The sequence below is a fragment of the Winogradskyella sp. MH6 genome, from assembly GCF_022810765.1.
Taxonomy (GTDB): domain Bacteria; phylum Bacteroidota; class Bacteroidia; order Flavobacteriales; family Flavobacteriaceae; genus Winogradskyella.
On sequence record NZ_CP094494.1, the window covers coordinates 252,462 to 269,934 of the forward strand.

General features: G+C 32.6%; 19 protein-coding genes. 2 read left to right on the plus strand and 17 right to left on the minus strand.

All coding sequences use genetic code 11. The annotated features are described in order from the left end of the window. Nucleotides 1–23 precede the first annotated feature (23 nt). The 10 genes from hpf to MST30_RS01245 all read right to left on the minus strand — a co-directional run bounded on the left by hpf (nt 24) and on the right by MST30_RS01245 (nt 10,097). Nucleotides 24–332: a ribosome hibernation-promoting factor, HPF/YfiA family gene (gene hpf, locus MST30_RS01200; protein ID WP_243472585.1), complete on the minus strand. Its 309-nt coding sequence runs from the start codon at nt 330–332 to the stop codon at nt 24–26. Nucleotides 333–407: 75 nt separating this feature from the next. Then, complete coding sequence (locus MST30_RS01205; RefSeq protein WP_243472586.1) at nt 408–1,298, minus strand: tyrosine-type recombinase/integrase; 891 nt, start codon at nt 1,296–1,298, stop codon at nt 408–410. A 102-nt stretch (nt 1,299–1,400) separates the two neighbouring features. Then, entirely contained in the window at nt 1,401–2,567 is a 1,167-nt protein-coding gene (locus MST30_RS01210) for an acyl-CoA dehydrogenase family protein (protein WP_243472587.1), read from the minus strand. 15 nt (nt 2,568–2,582) lie between these two features. After that, nucleotides 2,583–3,455, minus strand: coding sequence for a ComEA family DNA-binding protein (locus MST30_RS01215; protein WP_243472588.1), 873 nt, complete (start codon nt 3,453–3,455; stop codon nt 2,583–2,585). Between the two features lie 18 nt (nt 3,456–3,473). Continuing rightward, entirely contained in the window at nt 3,474–5,099 is a 1,626-nt protein-coding gene (locus tag MST30_RS01220) for an alanine/glycine:cation symporter family protein (RefSeq protein ID WP_243472589.1), read from the minus strand. 87 nt (nt 5,100–5,186) lie between these two features. After that, complete coding sequence (locus MST30_RS01225; protein ID WP_243472590.1) at nt 5,187–6,218, minus strand: potassium channel family protein; 1,032 nt, start codon at nt 6,216–6,218, stop codon at nt 5,187–5,189. Between the two features lie 3 nt (nt 6,219–6,221). Beyond that, nucleotides 6,222–6,449 (minus strand): PspC domain-containing protein, encoded by a 228-nt coding sequence (locus tag MST30_RS01230; protein ID WP_243472591.1) that lies wholly within the window; start codon nt 6,447–6,449, stop codon nt 6,222–6,224. Between the two features lie 13 nt (nt 6,450–6,462). Continuing rightward, nucleotides 6,463–7,734 carry a DUF2851 family protein gene (locus MST30_RS01235; protein WP_243472592.1) on the minus strand — a complete coding sequence of 424 codons (1,272 nt, stop codon included), beginning with the start codon at nt 7,732–7,734 and terminating at the stop codon, nt 6,463–6,465. 81 nt (nt 7,735–7,815) lie between these two features. Then, the gene (locus tag MST30_RS01240) at nt 7,816–8,796 is read right to left on the minus strand and encodes a PLP-dependent cysteine synthase family protein (protein ID WP_243472593.1); all 981 of its coding nucleotides are present in this window, start codon (nt 8,794–8,796) and stop codon (nt 7,816–7,818) included. Nucleotides 8,797–8,864: 68 nt separating this feature from the next. Next, nucleotides 8,865–10,097, minus strand: a complete 1,233-nt coding sequence (locus MST30_RS01245) for an ABC transporter permease (protein WP_243472594.1) — start codon at nt 10,095–10,097, stop codon at nt 8,865–8,867. An 11-nt stretch (nt 10,098–10,108) separates the two neighbouring features. Here MST30_RS01245 and MST30_RS01250 point away from each other — a divergent pair, with 11 nt between their 5' ends. Next, complete coding sequence (locus MST30_RS01250) at nt 10,109–11,389, plus strand: exo-beta-N-acetylmuramidase NamZ family protein (RefSeq protein WP_243472595.1); 1,281 nt, start codon at nt 10,109–10,111, stop codon at nt 11,387–11,389. Here the strand turns inward: MST30_RS01250 and MST30_RS01255 are convergent. The 6 genes from MST30_RS01255 to MST30_RS01280 form a co-directional block, all read right to left on the minus strand. Beyond that, nucleotides 11,386–11,817, minus strand: a complete 432-nt coding sequence (locus MST30_RS01255) for a hypothetical protein (protein WP_243472596.1) — start codon at nt 11,815–11,817, stop codon at nt 11,386–11,388. The two genes, MST30_RS01250 and MST30_RS01255, sit on opposite strands and share 4 nt — an antisense overlap. 159 nt (nt 11,818–11,976) lie before the next feature. Continuing rightward, nucleotides 11,977–12,813 carry a glycerophosphodiester phosphodiesterase family protein gene (locus MST30_RS01260; protein WP_243472597.1) on the minus strand — a complete coding sequence of 279 codons (837 nt, stop codon included), beginning with the start codon at nt 12,811–12,813 and terminating at the stop codon, nt 11,977–11,979. Nucleotides 12,814–12,841: 28 nt separating this feature from the next. Then, nucleotides 12,842–13,690: a sterol desaturase family protein gene (locus MST30_RS01265; protein WP_243472598.1), complete on the minus strand. Its 849-nt coding sequence runs from the start codon at nt 13,688–13,690 to the stop codon at nt 12,842–12,844. Nucleotides 13,691–13,693: 3 nt separating this feature from the next. Continuing rightward, nucleotides 13,694–14,593, minus strand: coding sequence for a hypothetical protein (locus MST30_RS01270; RefSeq protein WP_243472599.1), 900 nt, complete (start codon nt 14,591–14,593; stop codon nt 13,694–13,696). A 67-nt stretch (nt 14,594–14,660) separates the two neighbouring features. Further along, nucleotides 14,661–15,269 carry a hypothetical protein gene (locus MST30_RS01275; RefSeq protein WP_243472600.1) on the minus strand — a complete coding sequence of 203 codons (609 nt, stop codon included), beginning with the start codon at nt 15,267–15,269 and terminating at the stop codon, nt 14,661–14,663. Nucleotides 15,270–15,272: 3 nt separating this feature from the next. After that, nucleotides 15,273–15,767 carry a YkgJ family cysteine cluster protein gene (locus tag MST30_RS01280; RefSeq protein WP_243472601.1) on the minus strand — a complete coding sequence of 165 codons (495 nt, stop codon included), beginning with the start codon at nt 15,765–15,767 and terminating at the stop codon, nt 15,273–15,275. A 56-nt stretch (nt 15,768–15,823) separates the two neighbouring features. On the opposite strand from MST30_RS01280, the gene MST30_RS01285 reads away from it, so the two are divergent. Continuing rightward, nucleotides 15,824–16,528, plus strand: a complete 705-nt coding sequence (locus tag MST30_RS01285; RefSeq protein ID WP_243472602.1) for a class I SAM-dependent methyltransferase — start codon at nt 15,824–15,826, stop codon at nt 16,526–16,528. On the opposite strand, the gene MST30_RS01290 is transcribed toward MST30_RS01285, so the two are convergent. Next, nucleotides 16,515–17,471: a hypothetical protein gene (locus MST30_RS01290; protein WP_243472603.1), complete on the minus strand. Its 957-nt coding sequence runs from the start codon at nt 17,469–17,471 to the stop codon at nt 16,515–16,517. The genes MST30_RS01285 and MST30_RS01290 overlap by 14 nt on opposite strands. Nucleotides 17,472–17,473: the final 2 nt, after the last annotated feature.

The window sequence follows — 17,473 nt, forward strand, 5'->3', positions numbered from 1 at the left end:
TTCAAAACATTTTCTGAAAAATTTTATGCTTTTATTCGAGCTCTTAATTTTTCTTTTCGTTTTTTAATTTGTCTCTCTAATGATGCTATGGCTATATCCGCACCTTCTTCAAAGGTTTTGCATTGTTTTTTAACAACAAAACTATCTCCAGGAACACTCACTTTGGCTTCAAAAACTTTGTTTTCTTTATCGCTAGTATTCTCGACCTTCAAATAAACATCGGACTGAATTATTTTGTCATAAAATAAATCTAGTTTATCCATTCTCTTCTGGATGAAATCAATCAACTTTCTGTCAGCTGTGAAATTAACGGATTGGGTGTTTACTTTCATACACTACTTTTTAAGTTTAACATTTGTATTGAATTCTATAGTTTTCAATACTTACTATAATATTAAGTTTATTTCTTAACGTTTATTTCTTGGGTGCGTTTTAGCATACACTTTTTTTAATTCGGATATACTATTGTGTGTATATACTTGTGTTGCTGCTAAACTGGTATGTCCAAGAAGTTCTTTTACTGCATTTAAATCTGCTCCTTCATTTAATAAATGTGTTGCAAATGAGTGCCTTAATACGTGTGGACTACATTTAGCTTTTGAGGATGCTACACTAAAATACTTATTTATTATTCTATAAACAAGCATTTCGTAAATCTTAACACCCTTTTTTGTTAAAAATAAATACTCTTTATCTGTAATTTCGGGTAAACTATTTCTAAAGCCTAAATAGGTGTTTAAGGATTTTACCATAGAACTAAGCAATGGCATATAACGTTCTTTATTCCTTTTACCAAGCACCTTTATTTGCTTTTTACTTAAATCTACATCAGATAGTTTCATATTCACTAACTCAATTCTTCTTATGCCTGTAGCATAAAACAACTCTATAATCAGTTTATCTCTTGCGCTTTCAAAATCTATTACTTCTATAGAATCCTCCAAAACCCGTTTTAGTTCATCTTCAGAAAAAGGTAACTGCACCTTTTTTCCCACTTTTAAGGCTTTGTGTTTTCTTAACGGATTAGTCTCTATTTGTTGAGCTTTCTGCAAAAACTTATAGTACGAATTAAGTGAAGATACTTTTCTGTTTATAGTCCTATTTGAGACACCACTATTGACCAACTCAACAATCCATTGCCTGATCTCTGAATAATCAACATTTTCAATTGGTTCTGAATCGTGATTTTCATTTAAAAACTCCTGAAACATTTCCAAGTCTCTAACGTATGCTAATACCGTATGTTTAGAATAATTCTTCTCTAATGCTAAATATTCTGAAAATGCTTTTAAGCTCATACCTCTTTTTAGATAACTAAAATTACCTTTTTTTGATTGAAACAACCACCTAGAAATAAAAAATCCTGCTCAAGGCAGGATTTAAAACACCAAAACAACTCATTATGTTGCTGGTTTATATGACTTTTTATCAATAATAATTTTAGAAAGAATTTCCTTTAGAATTTCTGATGTACCTCCTCCAATAGGTCCCAAACGGCTGTCTCTATAAATTCTTGCTAATGGATATTCTTCCATATAACCATAACCTCCTAAAAATTGCAGACAGTTATAAGCCACCTCATCTGCCATCTTGGTAGATTTTAACTTAGAGATTGTTGCCTCTTCTACAACATACTCTCCCTTATCTAAGCGATCTGCAACCATATAATTGTAGTGTTTACATAATTGCATATCTGCATGCATATCTACATATCTATGACGTAAAGCCTGATATTTATCTAGCGACTTACCGAAGGTTGTTCTTTCAGACATATATTGTAATGTGTACTCTAAAGCATACTCTGCTCTGGCATGAGCATTTATTCCCATAATGAGTCTTTCTAAAGCAAAATGTTGCATTATGTATGCAAACCCTTTACCTTCTTCTCCCATTAATTGACTGGCTAGCACTTTTACATTATCAAAGGCTATTTCACCAGTATCTGATGCTCTCCAACCTAACTTATCTAATTTAGTTGCCGAAACACCTTTTGCATCACTATCTACAACAAACATACTAATACCCTTATTACCTAACTCTGGATTAGTTTTAGCAGCAACAACCATGTAATCACTGTAAACACCATTAGTAATGAAAGTTTTAGATCCATTTAAGATATAATAATCCCCTTCTTTAACAGCTGTAGTTCTCATACCTGCCACATCGCTACCACCAAATGGCTCTGTAACACACAGGCAACCTATTTTATCACCAGAAATACTATCTGCTAGGTATTTTAACTTTATAGCATCATCCCCTTCTTTGTTAAGATGGGTCATTGCCAAATATGCATGAGCCCACATTGCTGCAGCAAAGCCACCTGAGTTGATTCGTTGTAGTTCTTCTAAAAGGATTACTGTGTAAAACAAATCTAAATCCAATCCACCATATTGTTCTGGGTAGGCTAAACCAAAGTAACCCATATCTCCAAACTTTTTCCAGATAAAGCGTTCAATAGTACCTGTTTCCTCCCATTTTTCAATATGAGGCACAACCTCTTTTTGTAAAAAATCTCTTAGGCTCTCTCTAAACAAATTGTGCTCTTCAGTGAAGTATATGTTTGACATAAATTATATTTTTCTTTATAATCGCAAATATAATTTAATTATCTCTAATTTTTTGATAGGAAAATCTTCAATTTTTGTTAATTCCTCAAAAGATTCAAATCCTTCGCGCAGCGTTCGTTCTTCAATTATATTTTTAGCAACCTCATAATCTATGTACTTAATAAGCACGAGTTCATCTCTGGTTGCTGTATTGAGATTATAAGTTTTAATTGTCCTTGGAGTTTTTACGGTAAAGCCGTTTTTAATTCTATCAACCACTTCTGGCATAAGGCCATAAACCTCTGTTAGTTCTACATCTGCTACAAAACCACCATTTTTAGTTCTATACTTTATGATGCGTTCTGAAAGTTTTTCACCAACACCATATACTTTTTGAAGTTGACTAGCTGTAGCTATATTTAAATCTATTTTTTGATTAAAAGTTTTTGGCTCATTATTATTGGTAAACGAATTATTATAATTACTTGTCTTAGGTTTAGGATTAGTGACCCATTCTGGAAATTTAAAGTAAGGTGAAATTTTATTCAGCAATGAATCTGACACTTTTGTAACCTCTTGAAATTGCTTTGCAGAATTAACCCATTGATTAGTTTCTCTAAATTGATGAAGTCTGTCAATTTCTTCGTTAGTCATACCTAGAGTATAACCTTTGTAATCTGTGATGTAATTTGGATTGAAAGGATAAATCTTTGGTTTGCTATTTTCAATTTCTATTAAGCGAAGTGAATCTAACTCCTTTCTAAATGTATCTATTTCATTAGTTTCTACAGAAGAGGCATCATCAGAAAAATCTACGAAAGCATAGATACACTGCATTGCAATGATAATTATGAGCAATAAAAAAATCCCATTCCGTTGTTGATTAGTAAACTGGAAATGGGATTTCATATATTTATAAGTTCTTTTTTACAAAACCTCGTTCAAGTCATCTGCTCCTTCTTCTATAGCTTCCTCCTTGACATTAATAGCTTTATAATATTTTTTTAATTCATTTCTAATGATTGGTGACAATAACACTACACCAATAATATTTGGAACTACCATGGCAAAAATCATAGCATCTGAGAAATCTATAACTGCACCTAAGCTAATTGAAGCACCAATAACCACAAATACTAAGAACAATACTTTATACGCTAAATCTGAAGCTTTTCCTTTTCCAAATAAATAAACCCAACCTTGCATACCATAGTAAGACCATGAAATCATTGTACTAAACGCAAATAAGATAACAGCAATTGTAAGTACGATTGAGAAATGTGGAATAACACTATCAAAAGCTGTCGCAGTAATCTCAACACCTTCTTTAATCTCAACACCATACTCCATAAAAGAACCGTCAAAGTTTGTAATAACAATAACTAAAGCTGTCATTGTACAAATCACAACTGTATCTACAAAAGGTTCTAACAAGGCTACAATACCTTCACTAGCTGGATATTTAGTTCTAACTGCAGAATGTGCAATGGCTGCAGAACCCACACCTGCTTCATTAGAAAACGCACCTCTTCTAATACCTTGAATCATTACACCAACAAGTCCACCTGCTATACCTAGGCCAGAAAATGCGCCTTCAAATATTAAAGCGAAAGCATCATCAATAAGTGTAAAGTTAGCACCTAATATTATTAAAGCAGCAAGCACATAAATTCCTGCCATGAACGGTACAATTTTTTCTGTTACCGAAGCAATACGTTTAATACCACCAATAATAACAACAGCTACTAAAGCAGCCATGACTAAGCCAAAATACATCCCAGCATTATCACTTTCAAAATTAAAAAGCTTTGTAAACTGAGCTGCTGCCTGGTTAGCCTGAAACATGTTTCCACCACCAAATGAGCCACCAATAACGAAGACTGCAAAGATGACAGCTAAAACTTTACCAAAACCTCCCATACCTTTAGACCTTAAGCCTTTTGATAGATAGTACATTGGCCCACCATAAACTGTTCCGTCATCACCAACATCTCTATATTTTACACCTAGAGTACATTCAGCAAACTTTGAAGCCATTCCTAAAAGACCAGCAATAATCATCCAGAAGGTTGCCCCTGGACCACCTATTGATAAGGCTACAGCTACTCCTGCAATATTTCCTAAACCAACAGTCGCTGATAATGCAGCTGTTAATGCTTGGAAATGCGATACTTCACCATCTGCTCCTTCATCCCTAATAGTCTCAATGATATCTCCTCCTTCGTTTGGTGTACTATCACCATAAAGAGTATCTGCACCATGTTTTTCAATATCTTCATATTTTCCTTGAACAACTTTTATAGCCGTTTTAAAACCGGTGATATTTATAAATTTAAAATAAAAGGTAAAGAACAAGGCACCTCCTATAAGTACAATAAGTACCCATGGTATTTTATAATCTTCTGAAAACGGGATTTCATAAAAAATACCCTCTACAAACCATCCTGTATATTTTTTAAAAACAGCATCAATTTTTTCTGATGTGGTGGCTTCTTGAGCAAAGTTTAATAAAGGTAAAATTAGTGCAAAAAGAGACAGAAGATATTTCTTCATGAGTTTAGTATTAGTTAGTTTTTGTTATTAAAGGCTGACAATATGCTAAAAAAAATCGAGTTTTTAAAGCTAGGGACGTTAAAATGGTTATCCTTCTTGCTCTATGTTGTACTTAGAATTTAGTCGTTCAATTTGTTCTGGGCGACCTAAAACTATGATTTTAGAACCAGAAACAAGCTTTGTTTCTGCTTCTGGGTTAACAATATACTCACCTTTATCATCTTTGAAACCTATTACCGTACAACCGGTTTTATTTCTCAAATCAAGCTCTTTTATAGTTTTAATATAAGTACTATCATAAAGTAATTCTACTTTAATTTCTTCAATATTAATATTACGCTCTCCAACAATCCCTAAATTATCTATAAACTCCACCAAATCTGGAATCACAACCAATGATGCCATATGATCTCCTCCTATTTTATCAGGTAATATAACATTATTAGCACCTGCTAACTTTAATTTGTTATATGATGTTTCTTGAGAAGCTCTACTTATGATACATAAATCCTTATTTATTTGTCTTGCAGAAAGCACAACAAACAAATTATCTGCATCGCTAGGTAAAGCCGTTATTAACGTACTTGCGCGCTCTATACCTGCCTGAATTAAAGTCTCATCTTCATTAGCATTGCCAAAGACATAAGGCACTCCATCTTCTTGTAATTTTTCTATGATATCTTTATCGCGCTCTATAATTACGTAAGGTTTTCCATAGTCTTGTAATTTCTTAGCTGCCTGCTTTCCGTTACGCCCAAAACCACAAATTATAATGTGACCAGACATGGCTTCAATTTGCTTTTGCATTTTTCGTTGTTTTATGTCTTCGAAATTATTTCTACTTAAAATATATTCTGTTATTATTGATATGGCATAACCAACAATAACCACACTTGCAAGAATTAGAAATATAGTAAAAATTTTTGCCGGAACACCCAATGGCTGTACTTCACCAAACCCAACTGTTGTTATGGTTATGACGGTCATGTAAACCGCATTAATCCAGCTTAATCCAGAAATGGTTCTATACCCAATAATACCAATACAAATCAATACAAAAAGCAAAACGAATGCCGTGTATATCTTAGATCTAAATAGTCGTATTAGTGGATTATTCATATATTATAAATCGAAAACTGAAGAACGCTTTGTATAAACTATATCCTTAATTCGCATCCAAAACGCTAAAAACAAATACAACGCAAAACCAAAACCCACCGTTACAAACGTAAGATACATAAACGATGTTCTTACAATCTTTGCTCTTATACCCAAACGGTCTGCAATACGCTGGCAAACATAATAACCTCGTTTTTGAAAATAGTGTAGTAATTTGTAGAATAAATTCATAAACGCAATTTACTTAATTTTTAATGATTAGGCTATTACCAATTGCACATTGCAAACAATTATTTTTATCGCAGTAAAAGGTTTTTAATTGAAGTAATGCTTGCGAGCTTAATGCATTTTTTTCGATGGTTCTTAATTGTAAATATTTATCGACTATACTATTTTTTTCAATCTTTAAATTTTTTATTAAATCGAACAATTCTTCCTCAATATTTTCTCCCTTGGCTTTTGCATAGCTAAATTTTAAAGGAATTATGGTATTGATAATTAATAAGTCTATAAATGACTTTGAAATATTTTTTTTAGATTTTTTAGAAACTGTTTTAAAAGTATAATGTGTCCTCCAAAATTCGGTAACACCTTTACCAAACAATATGTATAGCTCATCAACTGTATTGGCGTTTACTATTTTTGAAAACAATTGTTGTTCTAAAACATAAAGATTTACAAATTGTGATAAACGAATGGTTGGAAAATTTGGTGGTCGCAATCTAAAAAACTGCAAAGGCAACACTCCTTGATTATTAAGCTTAAATTTTTGTTTTAAAAATTGATAACGCTTTTTTAAATCTATAAAGTATCGCTCTTGAATATCATCTTCTAACAATCCTGCCTGGCCAAACAGTAAGGCTTCTAAATCTAATATATTATGCTGAAGTTTTCTAACAACCGAATAATCTAAAGAATTTGCAAGACTTAAAAACGCTTCTCCATTGACTTTAAGCCCAAAGTTTTTTAAAAGCATTTTGAACAAAACTGCTTCCCAATCGTTTTGAGAGTCTTTGAGAAACTTCAAAATTTCATCAGATTTTCGTTCTAAACGTTCAATATACAAGCGCTCTAACCAGTTGTTTAAAACAAACTCATCAACCTCAGGATAATGTGTTTCACAATTAATCCAAGATTTGGATTGTAGCAATTCTTTGTAGTTATTAATTAGATGAGCATCTACAAAATTCTTTAATTCTAAGGTTGGAATAACGGAATTATCATTTCTAAAAATATCTGTATCGTGTTCCCAAACCACATGCAAAATAACATTGTCATAGGCTTTATCTTTTTCGTGCCCATGCACATACCAATCTGACGACTTTATATGAATTTCAACATTACCAGCCCATAATTGACCATCGATGCTCAATTGTGCATTAAAGAAATCTGGCCCCGAATTATGATTGTGCTCTCCTAATTTTAAGACAGAAATAGATTCACCTCTCGTAGTCATAAGAGATACTGTTGAAAAGGCTTTATGTTTCCAGACGTAATGAAGAAAGTCTTCTTGCATTTACCGAAAATAAAAAATCCTGAGCAAAACTCAGGATTTTCTTATAAATTGATTGAGGTTCTTACCTTTATAGGAATTATTTTATTCTATGTAGCCTTTCTCTCTCATCCAATCGTCATTAAACATTTTACCTACATAACGACTTCCGTGGTCATGAAACAACACGACAACAACATCCTCTGGTTTAAAATGTTCTTTTAATTGAAGTACACCTTTTATAGCAGCACCTGCGGAATTACCTAAAAACATGCCTTCTTCTTTAGCTAATCGTTGTGTGTAGACACAAGAATCTTTGTCTGTTACTTTTGTAAAACCATCTATAATGCTAAAATCTACATTGGCAGGTAAGATGTCCTCTCCAATACCTTCTGTCACGTAAGGATAGATTTCGTTTTCATCAAATTCACCTGTTTCATGATATTTTTTAAATACCGAACCATAAGTATCTACTCCCCAAACTTTAACGTTTGGGTTTTGTTCTTTTAAATATTTACCTACACCAGAAATCGTTCCTCCTGTACCAACACCAACTACAAAATGCGTTACTTTACCATCGGTTTGTTTCCAAATTTCAGGACCTGTAGACTCATAATGCGCTTTGGTATTACTTGGATTATCATATTGATTTACATACCAAGAATTTGGTATTTCTTCACCCAATCGTTTAGATACCGAATAGTAACTACGTGGATCTTCTGGCTCAACTACTGTAGGACAAACAATAACCTCAGCACCAACAGCTTTTAGAATATCTACTTTTTCTTTAGACTGTTTATCTGCCATCACAAAAATACATTTGTACCCCTTAATTGCTGCAGCAAGGGCTAGTCCCATTCCAGTATTCCCAGACGTCCCTTCAATAATAGTTCCGCCTGGCTTTAAACGTCCGTCAGCTTCTGCGTCTTCAATCATTTTTAAAGCCATACGGTCTTTAACCGAATTCCCTGGGTTAAAGGTTTCATATTTAGCAAGTACTAAACACGGTAATTCTTCCACCAACTTGTTCATCTTTACCAAAGGTGTATTACCAATGGTTTCTAATATATTTTCTGCGTAATCCATAGTTTCATTTTGCGGTGCAAATTTAAGTATAAAGTAATAAGTAGAACGTTAAAAGTTGGTTATGTTTTTTAATCGAAACGAATAGCTTTTACTGGCGAAATCTTAGAAATTATCACCGACGGTATTAAAAGCATTAACAGACACGCAACAAAAGTACCAACGTTTAAAATCAAAATATAATCCCAATTTAAATACACTGGTGCCTCACTAACATAGTAAGTGTCTGGATTGAGCGGAAATAACTTGAAATGTTTTTGAGCAAACAACAACCCTAAACCTATAAGATTTCCCCATAGTAATCCTAAACCAATTAAATAAGAAGCATTATAGAGAAATATTTTTCTTACTGACCAGTTAGAACTTCCTAAGGCCTTGAGAATACCAATCATGTTGGTACGCTCTAAAATAAGCACCAACAATGTTGTAATCATATTAATACCTGCTACAATAATCATTATAGCAATGATAATGTTGATATTGGACTCAAATATTTTTATCCACTCAAAAACGGTATAGTATTTTTGGTTGACTGGAGTTGCGTTTAATAATGATGGGATTTCCTTGAAAACTTCCTCGTACTTTTCTTCGATTTCCGAAAAATCTTCTATAAACACCTCAAAACTCCCTATTTGATCTGCTTCCCATTTATTTAAACGTTGAATGTGTCGCAAATCAGCAATACAGAATTTTTCATCCAATTCCTGAAAACCCGAATTATAGATACCTACAATTTCATAATTGATAATGCGAGGTATTTTATTAAGATCCTCTCCAAATAAAGTTTGAAATTTATCACCTACTTTAAAACCTAAACGATTAGCCAGATATGATGAAATTATAATTTCTTCGTTGCGTTTTCCTGAAAAATCTGGCACTCTACCTTCTACCAAAAACTCTTTAAAGTAGTCCCATTTGTAATCCGACCCTACTCCTTTTACAACAACACCTTCAAAATCAGTTTCGGTTCTTATAACCGCAAATTTTGTAGCAACACCTTGTATATGTGTTATCCCTTCAACAGCATTAAACTTTGGATAAAATTCCTGATTTATAGAAATAGGCACCTGAGATTCGTCCGACGCATTAGTATCGTAATTCGTGATTTCTATGTGACCATTGAATGCCACAACCTTATCTCTTATTTTTTGTTGGAGCCCCAAACCTGTTGCTATAGCAATAAGCATTACTATAATACCAATAGCAATTGCAGCAATGCCAATTTTAATTATTGGTGCCGAAACACTACTTTTATACGCTTTATTGCCAATAATGCGTTTAGCTATAAACAGTTCGAAATTCAAATTTTCTTTTTATGCGTTTTAAGGTTTTCAAAAATACAGTTTTATTATTTGTTGTGGTAGCGATTTCTTGCGCAGGAAAAGGAGGAAGTAAGAAATTGGAAGATGGAAGTGAGAAGACAGAAGACACTTCGACTGCACTCAGTGTGACAGAAAAGAATGATGTTAAAAAATTTATAGTTGGTGCTAACCGAACAGATATTTATTTACCATTATTAAAAGGGAAACGTGTTGGCATTGTGGCCAATCAGACAAGTGTTATCTTCAGACAAAAAATAAGAAAGTTTACAGTGTTAAATTATGTCCACATTGTTGACTCTTTGCATGAAAGAGGTATAAATATTAAAAAGGTATTTTCTCCAGAACATGGTTTTAGAGGTACAGCTGATGCTGGTGAAAGTGTAAAAGATGGCATAGATGTAAAAACACAATTACCAATTTTTTCACTTCATGGGAAACACAAAAAACCAACAGCCGAGCAACTTGAGAATTTAGACATTATGATTTTTGATATTCAAGATGTTGGCGTACGTTTTTACACATATATCTCTACGTTGCATTATGTGATGGAAGCTTGTGCTGAAAACAATGTAAAACTTCTCATATTAGATCGTCCAAATCCTAATGGAAATTATGTTGATGGTCCGACGTTAGAAAAAGAGCATAGTAGCTTTTTGGGTATGCATACCATTCCTTTGGTTCATGGAATGACGATTGGCGAATATGCAAAAATGATTAATGGTGAAGGCTGGTTAAAAAACAATGCTAAATGTGATATTACTGTAGTGGATATGGAAAACTATAACCATAAAAACACCTATAGTTTACCAATAAGACCTTCTCCAAATTTACCTAATGACCAATCGATAACTTTATATCCTAGTTTAGGTTTGTTTGAAGGCACAAACATCAATGCTGGTCGTGGTACTGAGTTTCAGTTTCAGCTTTATGGCGCACCTTTTTTAGATGCGTCACATTATACCTTTACATATACTCCACAACCTAACTTTGGCTCAAAATATCCTAAACACAAAGATGTACTGTGTTATGGCGAAGATTTATCTAAGATAAAAGCTGAAAGACGTTTTACATTAAAGTATGTCATTGAAGCTTACAATAATGCTACAGACAAAAGTAAAGTGTTTAATACTGCTAACTTTACGAAACATGCTGGCACGGAAAAACTACAAGAACAAATAGAGTCTGGAATGAGCGAAGAAGCCATTAGGGCAACTTGGAAAGATGATTTAGAGGCTTTTAAAGCAATTAGAGCGAAATATTTAATTTACGATTAATTATTTTCAGTTAACACCACTTTTTTAGATTCGGTAGCGACTATTGCTTCAGAGGGTAATTCTAACGGATCTTCTTTAGGGATTTGTTTAAGAATTTTAACCACAAATACTATGCGTTTTGGCGACTGTACAGCCACAAACACATGTTTCCCTTTTGGCAATTTGTTTAATGGAAATTTATAAAATGTAGTGTCTACATAGACATCAAAATCTCTTCCGTAGTCTTTGTTAATAGAATAAAGGTAATTTATCTTTTTATCGCTTTGCAGAATTAAAGTATCCTTGGTTTCATTCAACTTATGAATTAATCCCTTTGCTTGAATATTTCTGTTGGGTTCTAATTTAGCGTATTGTTCTTGAGCATTTAGCGTAAAACTCAATAAAAAAACAAGGACAACAATGAGGAGAATTCGGATTAAATTTTTCACTACAGCAAAGCTTTACGTTAGACTACGTTTATTTAGCTCAACAGTATTTAATTAATTAATTAATCCATCGCAAACATAATCGGATAATTGAATGAAAGGATAAAATATCCACCAACTACACAGAAATTAGAGGAATTACTATTTTTTGTTGACAATATGTTAATAACGTTTATTGGAACGAATTTCTAAAAGTCTGTCAGGATAGTCTGTGATAATGCCATCCACATTCCATCTTAGCATCTTAAACATATCCTGTTCTTCATTGACTGTCCAAGGGATGATTAGGAAATCTTTAGAGTGGTATTCATTAATAATTTCTGAAGTTAATAATCTAAAATATGGACTTATTATTTCTGGTTTGTAAGATAGTTTTTCAAGCTTTGTTTGAATAGTTTCATCTTCATCTACCAAAAGCGCAACTGGCATGTTTGGAGATTGTTTCTTTATTTCTTCTAAAATCACCAAATCAAATGACTGCAAATTTACATTTGAGAAAAGTCCACTTTCTTCAATTTCATCTAAAACAATCTTTACATACTCATCTGGCTGTGGTGTATAAATACCATAATATTCTGGCTTAGATTTAATTTCAATATTGAACTTAATATCAGGATTTTTAGTCTTTGCAAGTTCAAAAACTTCAGATAAAAGTGGTTTGTAGGTTTTTAGTTTCTTTTGGTCTGGATATGTCGGATGAAGTTTTGTACCACAATCAAATTGCTTAATCTCATTGTGGGTCATCTCATAAAGATTATGCTTCATATCCATGTCTTCAGAAATCTCTTCACCTTCAGAATTAAAACAAATTGTTCTGCTCATAAAAGGCTCATGAGACACTACAACTTCCTTGTCTTTTGTAATGGCTATATCTAACTCTAAGGTAGTAACTCCTAACACAATGGCCTTTTCAAAAGCTGGTATGGAGTTCTCTGGATACAATCCTCTACAGCCTCTGTGACCTTGTATATCTAATTGTTTTTCGGAATTGCAGCTCATTAGAGATATAACTAAGATAAGTATAATGCTACTCCTCAACATCTGCAGAAAGTGTCGGTTTTTCATATTTCTGAAAAGGTTGTTTCAATAGTTCTTTTATCTGACCATTTTTTACCTCATCTGGAAAAACATCTACTCCGTAAACCAGATTTTCTCTATCCATATACATGTAAGTACCAAGTAAACGATCCCAAATACTGAAAATATTTCCATAGTTAGAATCTGTATAAGGTAATCTGTAATGATGATGAATCTTGTGCATATCTGGCGAGATGATAAAGTAGCTCAAGGCTTTATCCAAACCTTTAGGCAGTTTGATATTAGCGTGTGTAAACTGTGTAAAAATTAAAGACATAGCTTGATATAACATTACTAAAGCAAATGGTGTACCTACAGCAAAAACACCAAACAATGTAAAAGCAAAACGAATAACACTCTCAATAGGATGATGCCTATTGGCAGTTGTTGTATCTACTTTATGGTCTGTATGATGTACTAAATGCACCATCCAAAGTGGTTTTACTTTATGCTCAACAAAATGCGATAAATACGCACCAAAAAAGTCTAATAACAAGATACCTAGTAAAACGTAAAGCCATAACGGTTGTTCATCTGGTAAAAGCCAGTTGATAACTCCGAAATTATGTTCAGCAACCCATTTTGAAGACCAAAACAATAAAGAAGCCAAAGCAAAATTGATGATAACCGTTGTAAGCGTAAAAAACAAATTAGGCAAGGCATGCTGCCATTTGTTATATTTAAATTTGAATAAAGGCAAACCACTTTCCAGCAACCAAAAAAGTGTTAATCCGCCTATAAGAATGATACTTCGGTGCGAAGATGGAATCGTATCAAAGTAGTTAATAATGGTTTCCAAGGGTTATTTGTTTAGATTTATAATCAGCTGCGCTTTTTTCAAATTTACTGAAGAAATTTGAGATTTCCATTGCTCCGCATCTTCTGGTTTATCATTACTCATGTAAGCCGTGTAATACAAAAAAGCAATGAATGGCTTATTGCTTTCTACAAGCTCTTCTTCTTTTAGTTTTTTTAATTGTCTAATGACTTTTTTTGGTCGCTTTAATAACAATTCTTCTTGAAGCTCTAACAAATCACAGCGCTGTAACAATCCTTTCTGTTCACTTTGATCTTCCTGTGCAACCAAACGCTTAGCTTCCTCTAGATAAATGTTAGATAACTCAACAATATTTGCCCTAACATCTTTATTTACATACATCCCTAAATCTAAATACTTAGAAGCTAAAAAGTAAGCCGAATAAAAATTTTTATCTTGTTTATAATCCTGAAGCTCTTGTGCAATAAATGTTGTGTTTAAAGCATAACGCTGAATTATAGTGGTGATATCCTGAAGGTCTTCTGTTAAGTAATCTACATTAAGAATATTACCATTAATATCCATAATCTTTATACTATCGTCATTAAACTTGTCTATATATTTTTGACTGCGCTTATCTTTTATTTTTTCGTACAAATCTGCATACCTATCTTCTGATACTATTACCGGAACAAAATGCTGCCAAATCAACGGACTTACATCTTCATCTTCAAATAAATTATTTATTATTATGGTTCTTCCTTTATCATCTTTTACGATTACAGGATATTGATAGCTTGTGGTTTCCTCCCATACCATTAATACCATTTTATTCTGAACTTTCGCCAGCGCTTGTGCTACTTCAAGATTTTTCATCCATTCTTGTGCAGAAGCTGTGTTTGTCATCAAAACAACAAGCAATAATTTAAGTAGAGCGTTTTTCATGTTACGTTTTTTCAAAAAATTGTATCAAAAATCATTCCTAATAAAACCGATTTTTTTATTTTAAAATTTATCTAACCAAATACTCTGTTTCAGTTCTTGTACTTATTCGCTTTATCAAAGAAAAAAATGCTAAAAAGAATAGTACAAGATAGATTATTATAACCTTAAAATAACCCAAATTAGCTATAGAAAAAACAATGCTTGCCAAACCAGGTCTTCCTCCAGATAATTCATACTCTACTCCATTACTCAATTGTACTGTATAATACATAGTCCAAACAAATAAAACCAATACGGATATCATTGCAAAAGCTGGTCCTTTAACATATTTAAACTCAGCTGGAAGCTTTTTAGAATATTTGAATTGCGGCAACTTTGTTTTAATATAATCAAAAACTTCGTTCTTTACATCTTTGTCTGTAATATTCAATTCTTCCTCTAAGTCATTACCATAATAAATTTTGATATAATTTACATTTTCTTGATTTTCAACACTTTTGATATATGTATATGGAATGGAAAATAAGTTTCTTAATTTTTCTTCATTGATATTAGACCTGTAGATACTTGTATCTTCTCTCGGATTCCCTTTGTAGATATCTGAATCCGTTACGATAATTACTCTATCATTCTTTCTTGCATTTGACAACCAAACTTTGTAATCTTTATCTTCCATAGGTTAAAACGAAATCTTTTTTTTCATTTCTTCAACAATATTATAAGCTGCAGGACAAATAGCTACATTCTTTAAAGTTAAATTAGAAATTTGCTGAAACTTTTTACGGTCTGTATGCGGAAATTCTCTGCAGGCTTTTGGTCTTACGTCATAAATCATACAATAGTTATCCGCATCTAGAAATGTACAAGGTACAGACTGCAATACATAATCATTATCCTCATCAACACGTAAATATTGATCTATAAATTGCTGTTCCTTCATTTTAAAAGATTTAGATATGCGCTGAATATCCTTATCCGTAAATAAAGGTCCAGTGGTTTTACAACAGTTAGCACATTGCAAGCAATCCGTACGCTCAAACTCTTCTTCATGCAACTCTTGCATAATGTAGTCTAATTGTTTTGGTGGCTTTTTTCTAAGTTTTGCAAAGAAGGTTTTGTTTTCCTTATGCTTATCTTTGGCGAGCTTTGGCAGATTATTGATTTGGTTTTGCATATTGTAAATATAAACAGAATGAGATGCTGAATCAAGTTCAGCATAACAAAAAAACTATGACGAAAGACATCTTTGGAAAAGCACTATTAGACTATCAGAATGGCAATTATTCTGAAGATATTGTCACATGGACCAACATATCTGATAAGGATGAATTACCTCTTCCGTATTTATTTAGAAATTATTCTGAAATGCCTAAACTAGAGCAAAAAGCTTTGCAGCTAAGCAAAGGTAAAATCCTCGATGTTGGGTGTGGTGCTGGTAACCACACGCTATGGCTACAAGAAAAAGGATTTAATATAAAAGCAATTGACAGCTCTAAAGGTGCTATTGAAGTTTGTAACCTACGAGGTCTAAAAAATGCCGAACACATTGCGTTATTAGAAGAAACAGATACGTTTGACACCATTCTGCTTTTAATGAATGGTACTGGTATTTTTCAAGAAATAATACAGGTTGCTAAATATTTAAGCCATCTAAAATCTTTATTGAAACCAAACGGACAAATTTTAATCGATTCATCTGATATTTCATATATGTACGAAGATGAAGATGGTGGTACTTGGTTAGATTTAAACAGTGGTTATATTGGAGAACTTGATTATTTCTTTAGCTATAAAGGCGAAGAAGAAGCGCCAATGAAATGGCTCTACCTTGATTTCGAAACACTAAACACAGCTTGCCAAACCGTGGGTCTTAAATGCGAAAAAGTTTTGGATGGCGAGCATTTTGATTATTTAGCGAGGATTACAAATCCTTAGAGTAAAATAAATATAATCCGTATTTTGCTTTATCTCCACATAGCGCTTTTGCAGCATCGGAATCAAAATGATAATACTCCTTGTCTTCTAAATTACAAGTGCTTTTTTTACCAAATCGAGAATTTTGAAATTCTTTAAAGGGTACTTCAACACCATCCATAATAACTAAAGGGTTATTTTCTTCTTCATATGCATATAATCCTATCCCTCCTAAATACAAATCGTCTGGTTCTGCATAAAAGACAAAGTCTTTTGACATTTCTTGTTTCGACAAAATCAAATCATCATTTTCATAATACTCAATTAGTCCAATGTTTTTGTTTTCATCCCTTTTTGATAAAATAATTTCATCAAACGACAATCTAATAACATTTTTATTATCTAAAATGTCATTAGGGATTTCCAATTTAAAAAGTCCGTGATGATCAGTGAATGCTATATAAATCTTATTTAATGTAAAAAAAGTGATTTTTGTGTTTTGCAAGGGCAATTTATCTTTAGAAAATACCTTACCTTGAAAAGTTGTTGTATTTTTTTTTATTGGTCTTGAATCCTCTTTACTGTGAAGATTATTAGAACTGTTAGATGGATTTACGGTTGTTAATTCTATTTTTTGTTCTTCAGAGTATTCTTTGCAAGCTTGTATACTATTTAAAGAAGCAACCAACATGACACTTGCTGCAACTTTTGAATATGGTAGTTTAAACTCTTTCGACTTTTCACTATTTAACAAAATAGGTGATGACAACTGAGTCTTAGTAACTTTTACACACAAATTGCCATTAGCTTCTTTCAACTTTTGCTGAATTTCATCCCGTGTGAGCTTAGTAAAGTCAATAACTGTTTTTGAACATATTTTGCAAAACCTTCCATTGTTATTGGGCAACATTTTATCCCAATTCTCTTTACAGGATTTATCAAGTCTTAGGTTATTGACTTTCATAT